This is a genomic window from Haladaptatus sp. AB643 (assembly GCF_024136975.1).
GTDB lineage: Archaea > Halobacteriota > Halobacteria > Halobacteriales > Haladaptataceae > Haladaptatus.
The window spans coordinates 474,893-495,758 of sequence record NZ_JAMYJW010000001.1; the positions used below are offsets into that span (position 1 = coordinate 474,893).

Annotated in this window: 26 protein-coding genes; 15 read left to right on the top strand and 11 right to left on the bottom strand. The window is 61.7% G+C overall.

The window, feature by feature from the left end; all coding sequences use genetic code 11:
* Positions 1-4: 4 nt before the first annotated feature.
* Positions 5-793, bottom strand: a complete 789-nt coding sequence (locus NKF25_RS02445) for a hypothetical protein (RefSeq protein ID WP_253225135.1) — start codon at positions 791-793, stop codon at positions 5-7.
* 112 nt (positions 794-905) lie between these two features.
* Positions 906-1,535, bottom strand: a complete 630-nt coding sequence (locus NKF25_RS02450) for a DUF1405 domain-containing protein (RefSeq protein ID WP_253225136.1) — start codon at positions 1,533-1,535, stop codon at positions 906-908.
* Between the two features lie 150 nt (positions 1,536-1,685).
* Between NKF25_RS02450 and NKF25_RS02455 the strand changes: the two genes are divergently transcribed.
* Positions 1,686-2,054, top strand: a complete 369-nt coding sequence (locus tag NKF25_RS02455) for a DUF5802 family protein (RefSeq protein WP_253225137.1) — start codon at positions 1,686-1,688, stop codon at positions 2,052-2,054.
* 6 nt (positions 2,055-2,060) lie between these two features.
* On the opposite strand, the gene tmk is transcribed toward NKF25_RS02455, so the two are convergent.
* Positions 2,061-2,654: a dTMP kinase gene (gene tmk, locus NKF25_RS02460; RefSeq protein ID WP_253225138.1), complete on the bottom strand. Its 594-nt coding sequence runs from the start codon at positions 2,652-2,654 to the stop codon at positions 2,061-2,063.
* A 162-nt stretch (positions 2,655-2,816) separates the two neighbouring features.
* On the opposite strand from tmk, the gene NKF25_RS02465 reads away from it, so the two are divergent.
* On the top strand, positions 2,817-3,542 hold the full coding sequence (locus NKF25_RS02465; protein WP_253225139.1) for a sugar phosphate isomerase/epimerase: 726 nt from the start codon (positions 2,817-2,819) through the stop codon (positions 3,540-3,542).
* A gap of 182 nt (positions 3,543-3,724) precedes the next feature.
* Positions 3,725-5,149 (top strand): DNA primase DnaG, encoded by a 1,425-nt coding sequence (gene dnaG, locus NKF25_RS02470; protein WP_253225140.1) that lies wholly within the window; start codon positions 3,725-3,727, stop codon positions 5,147-5,149.
* Positions 5,150-5,159: 10 nt separating this feature from the next.
* Here dnaG and NKF25_RS02475 read toward each other — a convergent pair whose 3' ends face one another.
* Together NKF25_RS02475 and NKF25_RS02480 are read right to left on the bottom strand one after the other, a co-directional pair.
* On the bottom strand, positions 5,160-5,579 hold the full coding sequence (locus NKF25_RS02475; protein WP_253225141.1) for a GNAT family N-acetyltransferase: 420 nt from the start codon (positions 5,577-5,579) through the stop codon (positions 5,160-5,162).
* Positions 5,576-6,892 (bottom strand): DUF92 domain-containing protein, encoded by a 1,317-nt coding sequence (locus NKF25_RS02480; protein WP_253225142.1) that lies wholly within the window; start codon positions 6,890-6,892, stop codon positions 5,576-5,578. Before NKF25_RS02480 ends, NKF25_RS02475 begins: the two co-directional genes overlap by 4 nt.
* Before the next feature lie 96 nt (positions 6,893-6,988).
* Between NKF25_RS02480 and NKF25_RS02485 the strand changes: the two genes are divergently transcribed.
* The 3 genes from NKF25_RS02485 (at position 6,989) to NKF25_RS02495 (ending at position 9,861) form a co-directional block, all read left to right on the top strand.
* Complete coding sequence (locus tag NKF25_RS02485) at positions 6,989-7,597, top strand: undecaprenyl diphosphate synthase family protein (RefSeq protein ID WP_253225143.1); 609 nt, start codon at positions 6,989-6,991, stop codon at positions 7,595-7,597.
* A 98-nt stretch (positions 7,598-7,695) separates the two neighbouring features.
* Positions 7,696-8,280, top strand: a complete 585-nt coding sequence (locus tag NKF25_RS02490) for a hypothetical protein (RefSeq protein ID WP_253225144.1) — start codon at positions 7,696-7,698, stop codon at positions 8,278-8,280.
* A 192-nt stretch (positions 8,281-8,472) separates the two neighbouring features.
* Positions 8,473-9,861 carry a hypothetical protein gene (locus NKF25_RS02495; protein ID WP_253225145.1) on the top strand — a complete coding sequence of 463 codons (1,389 nt, stop codon included), beginning with the start codon at positions 8,473-8,475 and terminating at the stop codon, positions 9,859-9,861.
* A 42-nt stretch (positions 9,862-9,903) separates the two neighbouring features.
* Here the strand turns inward: NKF25_RS02495 and uppS are convergent, their stop codons facing one another.
* The gene (uppS, locus tag NKF25_RS02500; RefSeq protein ID WP_253225146.1) at positions 9,904-10,827 is read right to left on the bottom strand and encodes a polyprenyl diphosphate synthase; all 924 of its coding nucleotides are present in this window, start codon (positions 10,825-10,827) and stop codon (positions 9,904-9,906) included.
* 126 nt (positions 10,828-10,953) lie between these two features.
* On the opposite strand from uppS, the gene NKF25_RS02505 reads away from it, so the two are divergent.
* The 7 genes from NKF25_RS02505 (at position 10,954) to NKF25_RS02535 (ending at position 15,014) form a co-directional block, all read left to right on the top strand.
* Positions 10,954-11,148, top strand: a complete 195-nt coding sequence (locus NKF25_RS02505) for a cold-shock protein (protein ID WP_007976778.1) — start codon at positions 10,954-10,956, stop codon at positions 11,146-11,148.
* A 115-nt stretch (positions 11,149-11,263) separates the two neighbouring features.
* Positions 11,264-11,665, top strand: coding sequence for a DUF5778 family protein (locus NKF25_RS02510; protein WP_253225584.1), 402 nt, complete (start codon positions 11,264-11,266; stop codon positions 11,663-11,665).
* A 112-nt stretch (positions 11,666-11,777) separates the two neighbouring features.
* Positions 11,778-13,073 carry a glutamyl-tRNA reductase gene (gene hemA, locus NKF25_RS02515; protein ID WP_253225147.1) on the top strand — a complete coding sequence of 432 codons (1,296 nt, stop codon included), beginning with the start codon at positions 11,778-11,780 and terminating at the stop codon, positions 13,071-13,073.
* 329 nt (positions 13,074-13,402) lie between these two features.
* Entirely contained in the window at positions 13,403-13,678 is a 276-nt protein-coding gene (locus NKF25_RS02520; protein ID WP_253225148.1) for a 4a-hydroxytetrahydrobiopterin dehydratase, read from the top strand.
* Positions 13,678-14,049, top strand: a complete 372-nt coding sequence (gene lwrS, locus NKF25_RS02525; RefSeq protein WP_253225149.1) for an LWR-salt protein — start codon at positions 13,678-13,680, stop codon at positions 14,047-14,049. Before NKF25_RS02520 ends, lwrS begins: the two co-directional genes overlap by 1 nt.
* Positions 14,050-14,087: 38 nt before the next feature.
* The gene (locus tag NKF25_RS02530) at positions 14,088-14,561 is read left to right on the top strand and encodes a pyruvoyl-dependent arginine decarboxylase (RefSeq protein WP_253225150.1); all 474 of its coding nucleotides are present in this window, start codon (positions 14,088-14,090) and stop codon (positions 14,559-14,561) included.
* A gap of 57 nt (positions 14,562-14,618) precedes the next feature.
* Positions 14,619-15,014: a DUF5811 family protein gene (locus NKF25_RS02535; protein ID WP_066140809.1), complete on the top strand. Its 396-nt coding sequence runs from the start codon at positions 14,619-14,621 to the stop codon at positions 15,012-15,014.
* Here the strand turns inward: NKF25_RS02535 and NKF25_RS02540 are convergent.
* A complete protein-coding gene (locus NKF25_RS02540) occupies positions 14,995-15,216 on the bottom strand; it encodes a hypothetical protein (RefSeq protein WP_253225151.1) in 222 nt (73 codons plus the stop codon). The two genes, NKF25_RS02535 and NKF25_RS02540, sit on opposite strands and share 20 nt — an antisense overlap.
* Before the next feature lie 79 nt (positions 15,217-15,295).
* Positions 15,296-17,101, bottom strand: a complete 1,806-nt coding sequence (gene infB, locus NKF25_RS02545) for a translation initiation factor IF-2 (RefSeq protein ID WP_253225152.1) — start codon at positions 17,099-17,101, stop codon at positions 15,296-15,298.
* Positions 17,102-17,260: 159 nt separating this feature from the next.
* Here infB and NKF25_RS02550 point away from each other — a divergent pair, with 159 nt between their 5' ends.
* Positions 17,261-17,506, top strand: coding sequence for a PRC-barrel domain-containing protein (locus tag NKF25_RS02550; RefSeq protein ID WP_066140814.1), 246 nt, complete (start codon positions 17,261-17,263; stop codon positions 17,504-17,506).
* Positions 17,507-17,965 carry an NOB1 family endonuclease gene (locus NKF25_RS02555; RefSeq protein ID WP_253225153.1) on the top strand — a complete coding sequence of 153 codons (459 nt, stop codon included), beginning with the start codon at positions 17,507-17,509 and terminating at the stop codon, positions 17,963-17,965.
* 4 nt (positions 17,966-17,969) lie between these two features.
* On the opposite strand, the gene NKF25_RS02560 is transcribed toward NKF25_RS02555, so the two are convergent.
* From NKF25_RS02560 to NKF25_RS02570, 3 genes are all read right to left on the bottom strand, one after another.
* Positions 17,970-18,728, bottom strand: coding sequence for a type II CAAX endopeptidase family protein (locus NKF25_RS02560; protein ID WP_253225154.1), 759 nt, complete (start codon positions 18,726-18,728; stop codon positions 17,970-17,972).
* 40 nt (positions 18,729-18,768) lie between these two features.
* A complete protein-coding gene (locus tag NKF25_RS02565; RefSeq protein ID WP_253225155.1) occupies positions 18,769-19,461 on the bottom strand; it encodes a BGTF surface domain-containing protein in 693 nt (230 codons plus the stop codon).
* A 107-nt stretch (positions 19,462-19,568) separates the two neighbouring features.
* Complete coding sequence (locus tag NKF25_RS02570; RefSeq protein ID WP_253225156.1) at positions 19,569-20,861, bottom strand: glucose-6-phosphate isomerase; 1,293 nt, start codon at positions 20,859-20,861, stop codon at positions 19,569-19,571.
* Positions 20,862-20,866 lie beyond the last annotated feature (5 nt).

The following is a 20,866-nucleotide window of genomic DNA, read 5'->3' on the forward strand; positions in this document are numbered from 1 at the left end:
CGTTTCAGTTCCCGCCCTCGTTTCCATTCCCGTTGCTTCGTCCGTTTCCTTTTCCAACGCTGACAGACCCACTTCCGGTGCTGACCGTTCCGTTAGTGTTGACCGTGTGGTTCCCGCTGAGACTTCCATTCCCTGCGCCGATCTGCGTTCCCGTATCGGTCCCCTGCGTGGTGTTGTTCGAATCCCCTCCGGGGATCGAATCCTCCTCGTCGAAAGTGACGCCGTGCATCGATTTGGCGATCTCCCTTGCTTCGGGACCCCCTGCGGTTTTCGTCTGCTTGTCCAGTTTGTTCAACTTGTTCACCCGTGCTCCGACGGTGACGGCTCGGGGGTGTGTCGCCTTGATGGAGTGTTGGAGCGAACTGATTTCGCCGATCAGCCTGCTCATCTCGGATTGATATTTGAGTTGGCTGATACGGTCGTTTTTGTACTTCGTGACGAGCGTTTGCCTCCTATCTCGCAGGTCCGATAGCTGTTTTTGCATGTTGTCGACGCGATGTCGAACGAGCGCCTGCTGGGCGGATTTGTTTTTTGTTTGGTTGAACCTGGCCACCCAGAGACCGGTATCGACCGAGCCTTCGGCCTGGGACGTACTGACCTGCATGAACGACGAAATTTCGGCACCGAGCGTGCTGTTGTTCATTCGGACCGTACTGTTGTTCGCTTGTTGCTGCCGTTGGATGGAGGTGACATCTGCCGGAGTGTTCGGCGTCGGGGCCGCCGCCGCTGGGATGGTGACGGCACATCCACAAACGATGAGGACGGCTAACAGGATGGCACGAAGGGCGTTCATCTACCAGTGTAATACTCAGTCATCACTTAAAAAGGGGGTAATTCGTTCGTTCTGTTCACATCTCGTAACGAGGAATCGAGAGGAGGGAAGAACGTTTAAAAAGACATCTCAATCACTCTAACCGGTCCATAGCGTGTGAAGCGGCGAAGACGGACAGGAACGTAATTCCGACGGAGAGAATCGGTAGTACGATTCCGACTTTGTAGCGAAGCGGAGGGTGGTAACCGAACACGTAATCGAAAACGTTGTTCGCCATCATCAACACGAATGCCGCCACCAGCGCACCTCTCGTCGTCTTTCCGTAGTTCGGAATGAGATACGCCTCCGGGATGAACGCGAGGTGGGCGATGATGATGCCCCAGTAGTCGAGGATACCCGGGTCGGTCCACGGTGGGGCGTAGTAGTGCGAGAAGCCGAGGTTGAGCGCGGTGAAGGTCCAGAGGCCGAATTGGACGAGCCAGACGAACGCGATGGTGTTGAGATACGCGAGCGGCAGGTTCTGCGGGGAGTCCGAAAGACGCTTGCCGAGGTTCGGCAGGAGGGTGAAAAGCGACGCGGCGAACAGTGCAACTGCAGTCGGCGAATCGGCATACAACGGCCAGAGAAAGAGCGGAACGCCCGGCATCGTCTCCACGTAGAAGTTGACGCCGACGAGGACGAGCGCGAGGTTGAGAATGATAAGCACCACCAAACTCGGAGCGTTTTCGAGATAGTAGCGGGCATAGCGTTCGGGAACTGCCATATTCTACCCGCGTAGCGAGTTATTAAAAGAACTGCTATCACCGTTGCGTCCCCGAAACCCACGGAACGAAAACCCGAGTGATTGCCGTTCGACATAACGCTTCCGCATAACTCCTATATAACTATCCCTCCTTGTGTGTTATTGTCACTCATGTTCGAGTCGTTTTCCAGCGGATACTACCTCGGTCGGCTCTACGTCGAGCCATACGAGGGTGATCACGCCGTCATGTGTCGTGACGATCACGAATCCGTCAACAAAGCCCTGTACTCCTCCGGCGAAGGTATCGAGCGACTGGACTGGCCACTCGTGATGAAAATCGATCAGCAACACTTCTCCGTTCACGCGGAGGACGATATCCCGGACAATACGCTCGTGATTCCCGACGAGTTGCTCGACAACACCCGTATTCGCAACCCTCCCGAACTGAAGGAAGTCCTGTTGGCGAAGGCGGATCGTGTCGAACAGCTTATCGGATTCCAGCGTCGCCATCCCGGTTTCGGAAGCGGCGGCGCGGTCTGACGGGTCCTACTCGTCGGCTTTGTCGAGCACGCGCTCGATCGTCGAGACGACGTTGTCGATGACCGTCTCGGGCGAATTGGTCGCATCGACGCGAACGAACCGCCCCGGTTCGGCTTCCATCAGTCGTTCGTAGTTCGACTGTACCTGCGCGAGGAATCCGGCCTGTTCGAACTTGTTCGTCGCGCCGCTTCGCGCCGCGCCCGTCTCCGGGTCCACGTCGAGATAGATGGTACAGTCCGGCGGCCGCGTCCACGGTCGGTGCACGCCGATGATGTACTCCATCGGGCGAGTGACGGCCCCGTCCAGCGCGACCGCCTGGTAGGCGTACCGCGAATCGGAGTAGCGGTCGGAGATAACGAGTTTTCCCTCCTCCAGCGCGGGTCGAACGGTGTTCGCGAGGTGGGCCGCGTGGTCCGCCGTGTAGAGAAACAGTTCGGCGATCGAGTCGGCGTCGTCGTCCCCTATCGAGCGGTTGACCGCATCGCCGTACCACGTGTTCGTTGGCTCACGGGTGAACACCGCTTCGGGAAACTCCTCGTGAAGCACCTCCCAGACGGTCGTCTTTCCGCTCCCGTCCAGTCCCTCCAGCGTTAGCAACATATCCACCCCTTCGGGTCGCCGGGTAAAACGTTCGTGGATTTCGGGAGCAGGAGTTCGGAGTCGTGTCGGGTCTACTGGCGTGACTGTTTGGATTGCAGGAGTCTCTCTCACGTCATCGTGGGAGGAACAATCACTAACTCCGTGGCCCGCGCACGGGAACGTATGATGCGAACGGCGATTCAGTTGTACACGCTCCGTGAGATCGACGAACCCCTCCCGGAAATACTTGCGAGAGTCGGCGAGGTGGGATTCGACGGCGTGGAATTCGCAGGACTCGGCGACGCGGACCCGGCGGACGTGGCCGACGCGCTGGACGATGCCGGGTTGGAGGTCGCCGCCGCCCACGTTCCCATCGACGAGTTGGAGGACGACCCGGGGCGGGCGGCGCGCATCTATCACGAAATCGGCTGTGAGTGGGCGGTCGTGCCGTATCTCGACGCGTCGCATTTCGAGAGTGAGGAGGCGGCGACGCGGACGGCGCGGCGACTGGACGAACTCGCGGCGCGGATGGAGGGCCACAGCACGTCGCTCTGCTATCACAACCACGACCACGAGTTCGTGGACGTCGGTGGGAAGACCGGGTTCGAGGTCTTCCTCGACGAGTCCGAACTCGAAATCGAACTCGACCTCGGGTGGACCGTGGCGGCGGGACGGGACCCGGTCGCGCTCATCGACTCGCTCGGGGATCGTACCCCGTTGGTTCACGTCAAGGACACGCTCGACGGGGAACCCGTCGAACTCGGCGAGGGTGACGTCGATTTGTCCGCCTGCGTAAACGCGGCGCGGAACGCGGGGACCGATTGGCTCGTCTACGAACACGACGCGCCGAGCGACCCGCTGGCGTCGCTCGCTCACGGTGCGGAACATCTCCGGAAGTTGAACGAGTAGCGGGCCGATCATCAATCCGACCATCAATGGTGATGATTTTACACGCGAATTTGTGGTAGGATCGCAGGAGGGAACCCCCGTGACGACAGGTATTTGGGCGTTGGAGCGCCACACTGAGACGTATCCATGGCCACGCTCATGGACGGTACAATCACGCCCTCCCGGAGGGCAGTTCATCACTCATGGACGATACAGCGAAATACCTCATTCACGCAGACATTACCGCCGACGGGGTGGTAGAACGCAGTGATGTCGTCGGGGCGATTTTCGGGCAGACAGAGGGTTTGCTCGGAGACGACCTCGATCTACGCGACCTCCAACAGTCCTCGAAAGTCGGTCGAATCGACGTGCACGTCGAGAGCCAACACGGCCAGTCGTTCGGGACCATCACTATCGCCAGCAGCCTCGACAAGGTCGAGACGGCGATTTTAGCGGCGTCGCTCGAAACCATCGAGCGCGTCGGGCCGTGTCGCGCCAGCGTCAGCATTGCGAGCATCGAAGACGTGCGGGCGGCGAAACGACGCGAAGTCGTGGACCGTGCGAAAGACCTGCTGTCGTCGTCGTTCGACGACAGCGTCATGACGAGCCAGGAGATTCTGGACGAAGTCCGACAGAGCATCCGCGTCGAAGATATCACCGAATACGAAGGGTTCCCGGCCGGGCCGAACGTCGTCGACAGCGACGCCATCATCGTCGTCGAAGGTCGCTCCGACGTACTGACCTTGCTCCGTTACGGCGTGAAAAACGCCATCGCGGTGGAGGGAACGAACGTCCCGGACACCGTCGCCGACCTCACACAGGCGCGGACGACCACGGCCTTTCTCGACGCCGACCGCGGCGGCGACCTGATCTTGAAGGAACTCGATCAGGTCGGCGACATCGACTACGTCGCCGTCGCGCCGACGGGAAAATCCGTCGAGGATCTCTCGCGCGACGAAGTGATGGCGTCCCTTCGAGGGAAACGTCGGTTCGACCGCTTCGACGCGGACGATACGGTGATGGCCGCGACTGACGGAAGCACGCTTCCTGCACCCGAAATAGACGAATCTTCGACCGTTCGACCGCTGAAATCGTCCACCGAAACGAACGCCTCGGAAGCGGACACGACGTCCACGAGCGAACCGTCTACCGAGGAAACTGACACGATCGTCGAACCGACGGAAAGCGCTGAAACCGACGAAGACGCTGAAACGGACGGGACGGCCGAAACGCCTGACGGGTCGGAAACGGGCGAGACGGCAGACTCCGAGACGGTGGATTCCGAGATGGCCGACTCCGAAGCGACCGATTCGGCCGCGGCAGACGAACCGACGACGCTTCGCAGTCACGTCGGAGCGGTCATCGATGACGGGACGGCGACGGTTCGACTACTCGATGACGACTTCGGTATCCTGGCCGAAGCACCGGCCGACGAGACGTTCGCGGCCATCGAAGGGTCGGAGACGGTGCCACACGCCGTCGTGTTCGATGGCACGCTCAGCCAGCGGGTCCTCGACGTCGCCGCCCAGCGCGGCGTCGAGCAGATAGTCTCCCGCGACGAAGGCGAGTTCGTCAAAAAACCGACGACGGTCCGTATCATCACGGCCGATCAGTTCCACGAGGAGTAGCGTTCCCTTTTCACTGCAGTGGGTTCTCGAACAGCAACCCGTCTCCGCCGTCGGCGTAGTATCCCGATTCGCGCCCGACGAGTTCGAACCCCATCGATTCGTAGAGCGACCGGGCGGCTTCGTTTTTCTCGTGAACTGTGAGCGAGATGCGAGCACAACCGCGGTCACGGGCCGAATCGAGCGCGGTTTGGAGGAGCCGTCTCGCCCGACCTTCCCTGCGGTGTACCGGTTCCACGACGAGTTCGGCGATGTACGCATCAGTGCCGACGAGGGTGAGGATGTATCCGACTGGATCGTTGGCAGCAGTCGAGACGAAGACGGAGCCCGGTTCGGAAATCGTCGTTTCGAGGAGTTCCGGGGTCGGTTCGGAAAGCCACGACCGAACTTCCCGGAGTCGGGGAAGGTCGTCGGGCGTCGCCGGTCGGATCACGTCGCCAGGCCCACCGCCAACGCCAACCCGGCACCGATGAGTCCCCCGGCAAGCGTTGCGAGGAAGTTGACGCTCTGATTGCCGAGTCCCTCTCCCTCCACGGTCGCACCGAGGAGGCTATCCACCGTCATGCCGCCGATTCCGGCCAGCGCGATGACGCCGCCGCCGAGCGAACCGATGGAGCCGAAGAGGGAGACGGCGATGAGGGCGACGATACACGACCCGGTCGCTCCGGCCAGTTCGCCCTGCCACGTCACGCCGCCGTCGGTGCCGGGGTCGACCCGCCGCCACGTCGTGATGAGTCGGGGGTTGTCGAACACGCCGCCGATTTCGCTCGACAGGGTGTCGCTCATGGCGGCCGCGATACTTCCCGCGAACGCGTAGAGGAAGACGCTTTCCGCGACATGGAGTCGATCGCTGGCGGCGAACGCGAGCACCGCAATCAGTGCCACCGCGGCGTTGCCGAGAACGTTGCCACCGCCGCGAGCGCCTTCGTTGGCTTCCGCGACGCCGTTTTTGCGTTTCTGTTCGTATTTGAACTTCGTGGACAGGCCCCCTAGCGCGAAAAAGGAGATGAGGACGGCGAACCACGGGTAGCCCCCGAGGACGATGGTGAGCAACGCGAGGAGGATGCCGGTGAGCATGCCGGTGACGGACGCCGTGTCGAGCGCCCACGAGACGTAGCCGAAGCCGACCGTGATGGCGATGGCGAGGATGATGTCCCACTTCGTCACCGTCATCGTGAGGTCGGTGAACAGCCACAGCAGGACCGCGACCGAAAACATCACTACCGGGTCGTCCCGCTCGAAGAGAACCGAGCGGAGCAACCCCGCCAGTAGCGCGCCGCTCGCCGCGAGAAAGACGAGTTCCGGCAGTACCGGTCCGACCGGGTTCCCCTGAATACCTCGGACGATCATTTGCGCGAAAACAGCGGCGACGAAGCCGCCGGTGGTGAACCCGGCGGTCGCGGCGATGGTCGCGCTGCTCCGCGTTCGAACGACCTGTTCCGTGAGGTTCCCGTACGCGAGCAGACAGACCGCTGCGACGAAGACGCTCGTCGGCAACCCGACGAGCATGACGAGCATGGCGAGCGCGGCAGTTGCAAAGGAGAACGCGGCCAATCCGCGTAGGCGTCCCTCGTTCCGGTCGCTCGGCCGCGCGAAGAGGTCGAACAACGTCCCTTCGTCGAGGACGAGCGCGACTGCACCGATCGCGGCGAACAACGCCGCTACGGCCGCCACCAGCACCGACGCGGCGAGCGATAGCGTCGCAACCCCTGCGAACGCCGCCGCCCGCCGAATGCTCGAAGTCACGAGTTTCGTTTTCGCGGAGGGCCACTTAATATTCTCGAAGGAAGCGAACGGCGCGGGGCGTGACGTTTATGCGTCGATGGTGGTTACTCCGTTCCAGTGGGACTCTACGACCAGTACCTCATGGCCCGCGTTCGCCGTCAGAACGCCGACCCGCCGAGCGACATCGCCGTCGTCATCACGGAACGCGACTTGCTGGAACAAGGCGCGTACGAAACGCTCGAATCGTTCCTCCAGTGGGCGTTCGACTACGGCGCGGAACGCATCACGGTCTACGTGAGCGTGCTGGATTCCGGCGCAGTACCGACCCTTCAACGCGAACTCGAAAACGTCCGCGCACCGCGAGAAATCGCGGTTCGCGGACCCGAAGACCTCACCCCCGCCGACGCACCGATTCAGGTGAGCATCGGCCTCGGCGGCAAACACGAATTCGCGGAAGCGGTGCGTGCGGTCGCGGAGGACGTGGAGGCCGGGACGGTCTCGGCCGACGAGGTCGGCGAGGAGGAAATCGAATCCCGATTGGTGTTCCCGGCCGACCCCGACCTCGTCATCAAAACCGGCGCGGAACGCCTCTCCGACTTCATGATCTGGCAGTCGGTGTACTCCGAACTGTACTTCACCGACGTGAACTGGCGCGACTTCCGCAAGCGTGACTACCTGCGGGCGATTCTGGATTACAAGAACCGACAGCGGCGGTTCGGCCGGTAGGAACCCCGATTTTGCGAAGCGTTCCGACTCACATTCCGAGAACGGTTTTCGAACGACGATATCCGAAATCTTTTGTGTTCAATTTAACATAATCGCCTATGGACGACACACGAGCAAGACGACTCGCGCGGTATCTGTCGGTATTGTTGGTTCTGCTCGGCGCGGTCTTCGTCGGGTTCAGCGTCCTCACCGACGATAGTGTGGACATCGTTCTCGGCGTCGTCGTCGTCCTCTCCGGCGTCATTTCCCTTCGGTTCTTCCGGGTTGCCGACTCCGATATCGAGTTCGATCTCACCGAGTCCCCCTCGTTCGTCGTGAACGTCTTCCAGTTGGTACTGGTGCTCGTGGTCTTCGTGCTTCTCGCCTACTTGATAGACGATCTGGAGAACGTCGTCCGACTGCTCGACACCGGTGTTCCATCGTTGACGTTCGTCGCCGTCGTTGGAATCCTCATCGGCCTCGTGCTCGGCGGGGCCGTTCCCGTTCTCATGCAACGAATCGACGCTATCGGGAAGGAGATGAGCGATTCCCGTTCCGCTCGAACCGTTGGCTTCTCGTTCACGTTCGGGACGTTCGTTCTCTTACTCGTTCTGCAACCCGCCGCGAGCACGCTGTATGCCATCGCGTACACCGTGAGCCGAATCGGCGTTCTCGTCGGGGCGTACGCCCTGCCACGACTGTAACTTCCGATTCGTGTTCGTCCCGGTGTCGTGTTCGTCCCGGTGTCGTGTTCGGATTCGTGAACGAATCGCTCCCACGGTAGGCACCGTGTGACTCCGCGGCGCATCACGCTTCGACTTCGAAGGGACCGATTACTCCCTGAAACGCGGTTGTAGACTTCCTCTACCCCCGCAACCGTAAAATAGCGCACCGCTGTGACTCCGACTGGGATGGGAACGCCGAGCGACAGGACTACGAGACGGTCGTACCTCCGAGCGGCCGGTGTCGCCCTCGCGGCGACGATTGCGGGATGTGACATGAACTCCGGGCGGAGCAAGGAGTCGGTCGTCGGTCCCTATCGTGACCGGTTCGAGGAAGTCGTCGATATCGGAACGCTGGGTGTGGACGACACGGGTACCGAACCCGTCGATGCGGCGGTCCGTCGGGCGCTACGGGACGGGCGGTTGCTATACTTCCCTCCCGGAACGTACCGGCTTTCGAACCTCGATTGCTCCCGCCACGAGAACTGTGGACTCGTGGGAAACGACGCCACGCTCCACATTCCGGCGGGGAACCAGGGTAACTGGCTGTACGGTGAACCGGTTCGGAATTTCGTGCTCGACGGGTTCACCTTCGACTACACGAAGCCCGACGCCTCCCCGGTCGTCGCGTTCTCGGTCGCCGGTTCCCGGAACGTCCTGCGAAACCTCCGGTTCGAGGGTGACCACGGAACGTCCTCCCGGAGCGGTCTCGAACTGGAGGTGCCCGAGCGGTCGGCGTCCCTGCTCGTCGAACGGGTTCACATGCGAGGTGGATCACGGGGCGGAAACGCGATTTTCACGCATACGGGAGAGGGATCGCTACGGTTCGTCGATTGTCAGGTCGAACACTGGACCGAAGGTCTCTACGCGTCCCCCCACTCCGGCCCATTGCTCGTTCGGGGCGGGACGTACGCGAACAACGGCATCGACCAGATACGCATCGGCGGGGGAACGAGCGGTGCGCGCGTCGAAAGCGCGACCGTCCGAATCGATAACCCGCGGAATCCGGACGCGAAACCGAACATGCGCGGGATTTGGATGGAGGAGGGAACGAACGCGGAAATCGACAACTGTACCGTCGAGATTACCGACTTGAGTGGAACGTACAGCTCCGGCGGTATCGTCGTGGGAAAGCAGTTCGGCACCGCACGGATCACGAACACCACGATTCAGACCAACCACAGCGTCCCGGCCGTCAACGTGCGTTCTCCGGCTACCGAATACGACCCGACCACGATGCCGAGCATGCAAGCACTTCCATCGAACCACGACGTCACCTGTGAGAACCTCTCGATTTACGGCGCGGCCCCGGACGGAACCGCCATTCTGCTCACTGGACGGGACGGCTGTCGGTTTTCGGGGGTTTCCGTCCAACACCACTTCGGCAATCGGGACGGGATCACGATAGAGAACGGTCGACGGACGACAATTCACGACGCCCGTCTGCGGGTGAGCGGTACCCCCATCGTCACGTCCGGTCCGATGCCGACGACGAAAAACGTCGAGACGGGCGGAATCGGATCGCTCTCGAAGTTGGGTGACTCCCTGTTCGATACCCTGTAACGGAGTACGAATCGAAAAAACGGGTAGTCAGCAATCGTCCGTCTACTCGGTCGTTCGGCGCTCTTCCCCGCTCTCGATCTCCTCCATCGAAACGCTATCGGGAACGTATTCCTTGAATTTCCGCAGGATCGAGCGCGCTTCATCCAGTTCGACACCGCCGATGGCGCGCACGAGCGCGAGCGCGCGCTGAACCTTTGCCTGCCGAAACGACTGTTCGCGGGATTCGTACGTTCGGACCGCGCGCAGGAAGTCGATCTTCGAGAACTCGGGCCAGTACGGCGTACAGAAGAACACGGCGGCCTCGTTGCCGTTGGCGTGCCACGGGAGGAAGTTGCTGGTTCGCTCGTCCCCGCCGGTTCGGATGATGAGGTCCACGTCGCGGAGCGGCCGGGCGTAGAGTCTGGATTCGATGGTTTCGACGGAAATCTCGTCGGGGTCGAGGTCCCCAGATTCGACCTCGTGGGCCACGTCGCGGGCCGCGCTGAGGAGCTCGTTCCGGCCGCCGTACGCCAGCGCGATATTGAGGACGAAGTTGTCGTACTCCCCGGTTCGTTGCTCGGCGTAGTCGATGGCCTCCCTGACGCGGTCGGGGAGTTGTGGAACGTCACCGATTGCGCGGATGCAGACGCCGCTGTCGTGAACGCGTTCAGCATCGGCGAACTCGTACAGTTTGTCCTCAAGCAGGTCGAACAAGGCCTCGCGTTCGTGTTCGGGCCGCTCGAAGTTCTCGGTGGAGAACGTGTACAGCGTCAGTTCCTCGACGCCGATATCGTCACACCAGTCGAGGACGCGCTCGGTCGTCTTTGCCCCTTCTCGATGACCGTCCGACGCTTCGTCGCCCTGCTTGCTGGCGTAGCGTCTGTTGCCGTCCTGAATGACCGCGACGTGTGTCGGCGCACCGGAAACACTGCGTTGTAACTGTCGTTCGTACGCCGTTTCCAATTGTCGCCGAAGCCGCGTCAACATCGTCTTGTTCGTTTCCACTCACCCAACGGGTATCAGCCTTGTCCTCTGGTGGCCATGTGCATTGCTCACATATCGCATTGGTGGTTGCATAGATTTTTAAGTATGGGATTGCTTTGGTAGAACGCAATGGCGAAAGGTACGGTTGACTTCTTCAACGACACCGGTGGCTACGGCTTTATCGACACAGAGGACTCTGACGAAGACGTTTTCTTCCACATGGAAGACGTCGGTGGCCCTGACCTCGAAGAGGGGCAAGAAGTCGAATTCGACATCGAACAGGCTGACAAAGGACCGCGCGCGACGAACGTCCAGCGCCTGTAAACGGTATCAGTAGTAACTGATTCTCGCGGGAGTTGACGCTGCCGCGCGAAAACAACGATTTTTGAACCACGGTGACAACCGTAGGCCGTATAACCCGGGACGCGTATCCGTGAATATGGACAGTGCCATCGACGATGACCTGTATCAGCGGACACTGAAACTGCTCGAACCCGGAGAGATACAACTCAACGGGGCCATCGTTCACACCGATCTCGGTAGCGACGAGGACATCCAGATGCACCAAGCGTCGGTAGATATCGGTGACGTCATCGCGGAACACGCGGGTCACGACCCGCGCGACACCTACGTCTACTCCGGGACCGACGACACGAACTTCGCATCGAACCAGCACCAAGGGCTCACCCTCGACGGCGAGGAGTTCGTCTGGGAGTGTCAACAACTGCTTCGGAACGGCACGTTCGACATGGTGTTCTACTACGAGGCGAGCGCCGACCAGGAGGCGATTCTGGAGGGCATCCGCGACCTCGGCTTCGAGGTCACGGGTGTCGAAGGGTAGATATCCACGCCGAGTTAGAAGGCTTTACGTACGTTCCTTTCTAATCACGTGATAAGACCGTCGGAGTGTTTCGTATGAACTGTGTATCTTCTATTCACCGGGGGCAGAACCAGTGACACCGAGTACCGGCGTCATCTCTGGTATCCGCATCTCCCACGACCGGGCCAGCCTCGATGACGTGGCGGCCGCCTGCCACGACGACCAGCAGGACACCGTCGCCGCGCTCGCCGCGCAGTCCGAGGTATCGGAGGCGTTCGTGTTGCAGACGTGCAACCGGTTCGAGGCGTACGTCGTCACCGGCGCACCGTCGACGGGCCGAGCGGTGCTCGCCGATTTCGTTCCCGGAGTAAACGAGGTGGCCGTCGAGATGAGCCACGAGGAGAGCCTTCGACACCTCCTCCGCGTCGCCGCGGGGTTGGAATCGCTCGTCCTCGGCGAGGACCAGATCATCGGGCAGGTGCGCGACGCCTACACCTCGGCACAAACCATCGGTGCGGTCGGCCCGACGCTGGAGGAGGCGCTGACGAAGGCGCTCCACGTCGGCGAGCGCGCCCGGACCGAGACGGCGATCAACGAAGGGGTCGTCTCGGTCGGCAGTGCCGCCGTGGCGCTCGCAACCGACCAGTCGGGATTGGACGGCGCGACCGCTCTCGTCGTCGGCGCGGGCGAGATGGGGACCATCGCGGCCCACGCCTTCGCCGATTCGGATGTCGAGACGCTCATCGTCGCCAACCGCTCGATCGAACGCGCCGAAACCATCGCCGAAGCCGTGAACCTGACCGATACCCGCGCCGTCGGCTTGGACGCGCTTCCGGCCTGTCTGTCGTACGCGGACGTCGTCGTCACCGCGACCGGAAGCGACGGACACATCCTCGACACAACCCTGCTCGACGACTGTGGCGAGACCTTGGTCGTGGACATCGCCCAACCACGTGACGTGTCCCCGGCCGTCTCGGCACTCGACGGAATCACCGTCCACGATATGCAGGCGCTCGAATCCGTGACGGACGAGACCCGCGCGCGACGACGCGCCGCCGCCGAATCGGTCGAGGTAATGGTGGACCGTGAGTTCGAGAACTTGCTCGAACAGTACAAACGAAAGCGGGCCGACGAGGTCATCGCCGGGATGTACGAGGGTGCAGAACGGGTCAAGGAGCGCGAACTGCAGACCGCGCTCTCGCGCCTCGAAGCCAAGGGGTTGGACGAGGATCAACGAGCAATCGTGGAGTCGATGGCCGACGCGCTGATCTCACAAATGCTCGCACCCCCAACGAAAAGCCTCCGCGACGCCGCCGCGAACGACGACTGGACGACCATCAACACCGCGCTCCAACTGTTCGACCCCGAGTTCCGCGACGAAGCGCCCGCGTTCGTCACCGAACACCTCGAATCGACGGCCGACGACTGAGCTACCGAATTTTCACGACCGTTAGAAGGCGAACAGAGGATTCTCCCTCTCGAATCGGCAGGCGACACGACCGCCGAAAACGGCCGATGACACAACCGCTAATCACTGGCATCTCTCCGGAAAATCGGAGATTTTCCGGGCCGACGACTGAATGGAGTGGTTGACTCGCGGCGCGAGTCAACCATCGAAGTGAAGGAGGAGCGCTTTTGGTCCAGCTTTTACAGGGAGACAGCTAGCGGTCGCGCGCTACGGCACGCGACCGCTGACGTTCGACCGTCGTAAAAGGTGGGGCGAGAGGCTTTATTTACACCCCTGCCGTGAGGCGACGTATGGCAAGCTTGCTCTCGGATGACGAGGTGGAGAATCGAAAACCGAGCGACTGGGAGCGTGACGGTGACGAAATCGTTCGCACCTACGAGTTCGACGACTACTTGGACGGCGTCGCGTTCGCATCCGAAGTCGGGGAGGTCGCCGAGGAGGAGTTCCATCATCCCGAGATGATAATCGGCTACAAGGAAGTCGAGGTTCGGTTGACCAGCCACGAGGAGGGTGGAATTACGGATCAAGACATCGAGATGGCCGAGCGCTTCGACGACCTGCGCTGATGGACGCTCGCTACGTGTTCGCGGTTCGGTTCCGCCTCGAACCGGACGTTTCCGGAGTCTCGCTCGAACCCCAGGAGTTCGAAACGCGGCTCTTTCGTCGTGCCGACCCACCCGGTGAGGACGGGTGGCGGTTCTTCCGGGACAACCTCTGGCGGGGGGACGTCGGCGACGAACGCTACTTCAGGAAGCTGACGAGCGAGGCGCTCGGCGTCCCCGTGACGAACGTCGAGTACCGCGCCTTCGAAACCGACGAGGAGTACTATGATGCGTTGAAGGCGGAAATCGCGGCGGGTTTGGCGACGTTCAAGGCGGATTCGGTGTCGGAAGTGATATCGAAATACCTCGGGAGTTCGGTCGAAGTCGAACGCTAATCGACAGACCCTTTCCCGCGACGGACCGACCACCGACCATGAGCACGATTCGGGTCGTCTGGGGAACCGCGAGCGGACCGACGAAGATGTCGTCGTACGACGCTGCACTGGCCGAAGCCAACGTCCACAACTACAATCTCGTCTCGGTATCGTCGGTCATCCCCGCCGACACGCCGGTCGAAGCGGTCGGCACCGCGCCCGACCTCGGCCCCGCCGGAAACCGTCTGACCGTCGTGGAAGCGCGGGCGACGCGCCCGGGGCCGGGTCACGTCTCCGCCGGACTCGGATGGAGCGAAAGCGACGGCGCAGGACTGTTCTACGAGGCGTCCGGCGACACCGACGCGACGGAAATCGAGGAACGGGTCCGCGCCGGATTGGAAGCGGGCCGTGCCCTGCGCGACTGGGAGTTCTCCGACGAGACGACGAAGGTCGTCACCGCGGACGCCGAATCGGGGACGTACGTCACTGCCGTCGTTCTCGCGGTGTACGGACGGAGCGAGCCGATTTGTTAGTTTCCGGGGGCGACGGGTTTATACCGTGCTCTAACTTATCAGAGGGTAGTTGACCGCATGAATGGAAATACTCCCTACGCTGGCATTCCCGACGTGACGCAGGCCGGACAGCGCGCGTCCGTGGATGTCGAAGAACTCACTCCAAAACAGCGCCGCCTTCTGCGGGACAGCGTCTCCGATATCGCCACTTTGACCCGCAAATATCTCCCCGAAGAGTACATCATCGGCTCGCAGGTGACGAACAGCATGACCGGGCCGCAGGCGTCGGTGTCGGTGCAACCGCCGGTCGGTCACATCGTCAGCGCCGGGTTCGAACCGGAACGAGACGAACTCGACGATGAGGAACTCATCGGCGAGGAAGAACGCGACGAAGTCGCTCGCGGCCTCGCGGCCAGTGCCGCGTTGCAAGTGAAACAGGCCATCGAGGACCAAGTCACACCGACCGCCCGCTAGGCGGCCGGTTGAACATCGCGTCGCCGAGCACGAGCGCCGACACGATACCTGCAGCAGTTATTCCTGCGTGAGACGGTACCGGAAGGAGGACTTCAGCGACCACTCCGACGAGCAACACGGCCGGTAAGGCGAACAGAACGATGTCGTAGTACGAAATCGACCAGCGAGCGATACGACTCTGGAACTTGTCCTGTATACTCACTATGCATCCCTCCGGGAGGATGTATTACTGCCGAAAACTAAAACGTAACTCTTTGGCCGAAATCGACCGCGTTGAATCCTTACTTGCCCCAGAACGGGTCGCGCTTTCGTTGCTTGTCGAGGTACATCTGCAACGCTTCGAGTTCGTCGGCCGGGATGTCGTCCGAGAGTTCCTGTTCCAAAATCTTGGCGTGTTTTTCGGGGAGGTCGATCCACAACTCGTCGCCCTCGTCTATCTGCCTGCCGACGGTCGGTCCGTCGATGGCGATGCTGACTCGGCTTCCGGCGCGCGCCTCGTCCACGTCCTCGCCCTGTTCTTGGATGCCTTTGATGCTACCGACGCGTTTCGGCTCGTTGGCTTCGAACTTGGCGACGAAGGAGTTGTTCCGCACGGTTCCCGACATGACTTCCACGCCGACGACGGCGGGGTCGTTCTGTCTGAAGACGTGGTCTTCGAGGATACGGAAGCGGGCCGGGCGGGTGATGTTGTCGAGGACGGTCTGTTGTTGGGCACGCTCCATCTCGTCCACGTACTCCTCGTACTCCTCGATGAGTTGGTAGATCACGTCGCTGTCGAACATCCGAACGTCCCGCTGGTCGGCCTCGTCGGCGGCTTCGGCGAGCGTGTCCACGTTGAACGCCAGGATCGTCCGGTGTTTCGGCTCGTCGGCGGTCGTCGCAAAGCGAATGTCTCGCGGGGCGACGTCGCCGACTTCCGCACGCATGACAGGAATCTCTTGCTCTTCGAGCGTGCTCACGATGGCCTCGAGGCTTCCGAGGGTATCGGCTTTCACCGTGATCCCTTCCTCTTGGGTTGTGACTTCGACCTCGGCCAATTCGGCTTGCACCTCGGCGATGACGTCGTCGATCTCACGGTCACGGACGACCCTGACCGGTGCCCCGGCCATCGCGTCGTCGAGGTCGGGTGCGGCGATCTTCACCCCTGATGCCGCCGCGATGGAATCGACCTTCTCGAATCGGTCCTCGGTTCGGATTTCGGCGAGCGGTCGCGGCTTCAACAGGGCACGGACGTCCGTCACGATGGGTTCGTTCTTCCCGCCGACGACGATGGTTTCGTCGGCGCGGATAATACCGTCGTACAAAACCACGTCGATGGTGGTCCCGAACCCTTTCTCTTCCTTGACTTCGAGGACGGTTCCGGCACCCGGTCCGGTCACGTCGATTTCCATGTCCTCGCGCATGTAGCGCTGGGCCAGCCCCATCAACACCGTGAGTACGTCCGGGACGCCCTCGCCCGTTTCCGCACTGACGGGGACGACGCCGATGTTGTTCTGGAAGTTTTGCACGCGCCAGTAGAGGTCGGCCGAAAATCCCGCGTCGCTGAGTTCGCCGATCAGTTCGTAGAGGCTTCCGTCGAGGGTCGAGCGCGCACGGTCGCTTTGGGCCTCGTACGTTTGCTGCACTGGCGCATCGGCTTGGGGGTTCCACCCCGGCGTCGTGTCGATCTTGTTCGCCGCGACGACGAACGGCGTCTGTGACTGTTTGAGGATGTTGATGGCCTCCTCGGTCTGTGGCTGAAAGCCGTCGTTGACGTCCACGACGAGGATGGCGATGTCCGCGAGCGCGCCGCCGCGCGACCGAAGGGTCGTGAACGAGTGGTGTCCCGGGGTGTCGATGAACAGTAGCCCCGGCAGGTCGAAGTCGTCCGGGTTGACCAGTTTCCCGGCGACTTTCGACACCACGTCGAGTGGCACGGCCGTCGCGCCGATGTGTTGTGTAATCGCTCCCGCCTCACCCTCAATGACCGTCGAGCCTCGAATCTTGTCGAGCAGGCTGGTCTTGCCGTGGTCGACGTGACCGAGGACTGCGACGATGGGAGTCCTGAGGGATTGAGTTTCCGTTTCGTGTGTATCTGTGTCCGACATACCTACCACCCGGGAGAAGTTCTTATCACAGAACAGCCCCGCACGGCATTTAACTCCATCGCCACGCCTGTGTGGCCTTCGAACTCCATTCATCCGAATTCGTCGGGAGGCAAGTCCTCCCCGTGGAGTTTATGTAGTAGCGCTCGGTAATCACCTCGTATGCCGAGCATACTCGCTGAAAACCTCTCGGGGAAGGCCGTCATGGGTTCTGACGGTACGGAACTGGGAATGCTCTACAACATCACCATGAACCTGAAGACGGGGGGGCTGTCGAGTCTCGTCGTCGAACCCGACGAACAGCTCGACACCGACACCGTGAACCTCGATATGAACGAGGATGGTCATTTCGAACTGCCCGTAAACCGAGTGCAGGCGGTCAAAGATTACATCGTCGTTCAGCGGTAAATGTACATCCTAGATTCCTCAGCGTTTATCAACGAGTACCACACCACCCAACAGACCGCGTCAATTCCGATGGTTCAGGAGGAACTGGAGGGGGAACACGCCTTCCGGTTCGACGCGATGGAGGGTTCGGGAATGCACATTCACATCCCGAGAGACGACGCCGTCGAGAAAGTCCGGCGCGCGGCGGACCACACGGGCGACTTGAACGTGCTCTCGGACACGGACATCCGGCTCATCGCGTCCGCGTTCGAACTCGACGGAACGCTCGTCACCGACGACTACGCGATGCAGAACGTCTCCGACCGACTCGACGTTTCCGTCGAAGTCATCGCGCAGGACGGCATCGAGGAACAACGAAACTGGTCGTTCCAATGTGCGGGCTGTGGTCGGGAGTTCGACGAGAAGAAAGAGCGCTGTCCGATCTGTGGCAGCCCTCTCACGCGGAAAAACCCGAACTGACCCGTTAGCTCGTGAACTGGAGGTATATCGTGGCGAAAGCGATGGCGTCGAACGTGCCGTGAACGAGCGCAGACGCGGTGAGGTTCTCCGTTTTGAGATACACCGTCCCGAGCACGAGCGAGAGGAGGAATATCGTGGCGAGTGTCCCTCCCAGTTGTGCAGGCGTCGACCCCGAACTGTACACGAAGACGTGTGCGAGCGCGAAGATACCGCTCGCGACGACGACGGCACCGTAGCCGGAAAACGTATCGTACAGCGACTTTTGAATGATGTTCCGGTACAACAGTTCCTCACACGGCCCGATGATGAGCCACGAGAGCGGGATGAAAAGGAGGAGTATCTCCGGATTCCCGCTTTTCGCCGTCTGCTCGACGCTGTGACTCGCCTCTTGGACACCGAACAGCGACAGGAGCGCGGAGCTGAGATACGTCAGTAGCAATATCGCCACGATCCCCGCGAGGGCGTAGCCGATATCACGCCTACTCGGAACCTCGAAATCGACGTAATCGAGTCCACGCTTGGCGATGACGGCCAGCGCAATCGTCCCGGTTCCGAGTCCGAGCGAAACGATGCTCAGCGCGGATTGTACCATCACGCCGACGCTTGTTCCCCCTGCCAGGGCGACTAGCACGGTCGCCCAGAGGGAGATAGCGAAGAGACCAAGCGCCCCGAGGGCACCGCTTCGGAGCACCGCTTGCACCATCCGAGCGTGTGAGGGGTGGTTCGAGGACTCGCCCGAACTCGTCGCGGTACCGTCTTCCATGCGAAAAACTAGGAGTTGGGTCGTAAATGTGCTCCGACCGCTATGCGTTTCGACGGACGAGACCGATTCCGACGAGCGCGAACAGCGCGATCACGATTCCGAATCCCGGCTGACCGTCGCTCGCCGTCCGTTCGTTCGCCATCGTTTCGGTCACGGAATCCGTGTCGGTGGTGTCGTTTATCGCTCGGTCGGTCGGCGTGGTGCTCGACGTGGTCGATGCCATCGTCGCGTCCGTCCGTGTCGTCGCCGTCGTCGCGGTCGTCGTGGCTGTCGTGTTCCCCGTGGTTGTCGAACCGGTGGTCGATTTCTCCGGTCGCTGGAGGACCCCGTCGGCAGTCGCCAGCACGTCGATTTCCGTCGAGTTGTTCCGTGGTAAACCGACGGAGACGCCGAACTCCGTGCCGGGTTCGTATTCGCTGAAGTTGAACGAGGCGTTGAAGCTGCCGTTCGGTTGCACGGTCACCGAATCGGACATGAAGAACTGCTTCGTGGCGTGGACTTGCACTTCGAGATTCGTCCCGGGATCGAGCGTGGTGTTCCCGCGGACCGTCTGATTGGACGCAGCGTCGAGGGAGATCGAATCCCCTTCGTGCCGGATCGAAACGGAACTGTTGTTTGCCGGTGTTTTGTCGTGGGTAAACGGCGTACTCCCCACCGAATCGGGGGCGTACCGTCCGTGGGCCGTCGTCACACCCGTGACGAGCGAGAGAGTGAGAAATGCCACGAGTGTCATACAGAGTGATTTTCGTCTGTTCATACTGGAACGCGCCGTTTAGGGGACGACGCAGTTGATATCGAATGAAAATCCGTGGTCCGGTATATGCTTTGTGAACGCGTGAGTTATTCGACAACCAATCTTGATTTCTCGGCTACCGCTTCCGCCTCCTCGAACTCACCGCCACCGAGAAGGCCGCGGGCGGCGCGCTTGCCCCATTCGACGGCGGGTTGGTTGAAGGTCTCGACGCTGTACAGTTCGCCCGCGAGGACACACGCCGCTTCCAAGCAGTAACAGAGTTCGCCGAGTCCGTACTCGTCGACGCGGTCGATTTCCAGACGGACGTTCGGTTGCCCGGACGCCGCGAGACTCGCCTCGGTCGCCTCGAACTCGGCCGACAGGAGCGTTCCGAGGCTGCTCCCGCCCAGATATTCGAGACCGGGGAGGTCGGTCTCGGGAATCGAACGGTCCTCCCGTTCCGTCGGGCGGACGAACGTCACCATCTTGTCCGAGGGTCCGGCCCGGTACAGTTGGAGTTGTGAGTGCTGGTCGGTCGCACCGAGAGCACGCACCGGCGTCTGTCCCACGCCGTCCTTCCCCAGACTTTCGGCCCACAGTTGGGCGAACCATTCCGCGTACGTCTCCAGTGATTCGGCGTAGGGCATCATCGCGTTGATCCCCGCGCCGCGTTCGTCCAGCGCGTAGGTGATGGCCCCGTAGGCGTACGCTGGCGACTCGAACAGCGACCCTGACAGTCGGTCAGCCTCGGCCTGCGCGCCGTCGAGGACCGCCTCGATGTCGTGGCCCTGGATCGCGGCACACGCCAATCCGACCGTCGAGAGCATCGAAAATCGACCCGGGACGCCGTCGGGAACGTCGAGCGCGGGCAGGTCGTGACGGTCGGCGAGGTCGCGGAGGTTCCCCTCCGCGCCCGTCGTGACGAACGTCTGCTCGGTCCAATCCACGCCCGCCGACTCCATCGCGTCGCGGACGACGAGGAAGTTCGCCAGCGTCTCCGCCGTCGTTCCGGAACGCGAGACGACGTTGACCGCGGTGTCGGCGAGCGAAATCCGGTCGAGCAGGGATGCGACGTGTTCGGGGTCCACGTTGTCGAGGAAGTAGGCGTCCACGTCCGACTCCAGTCCGTGCGCGAGCGTCGCCGCGCCGAGCGCGCTGCCGCCGATGCCGACCGTCAGCACCGTCTCGACGTCGGCGAACGGTTCGACTGCGGTCCGAATCTCCTCCGGGTTCGTCGTCTCCGGAAGGTTCAGGGCCGCGTAGCCGTGTTCGTCGTTCGCTCGTCCTGTTTCGATTCGCTCGTGGGCGTCCGCGACGCGGTCGTCCAATCGGGACAATGTGTCGCGCGAGACGCCGGGCGAGGCGACGCTGTCGAGAGCGTTGCCGAGATCAACTCGCATACGAA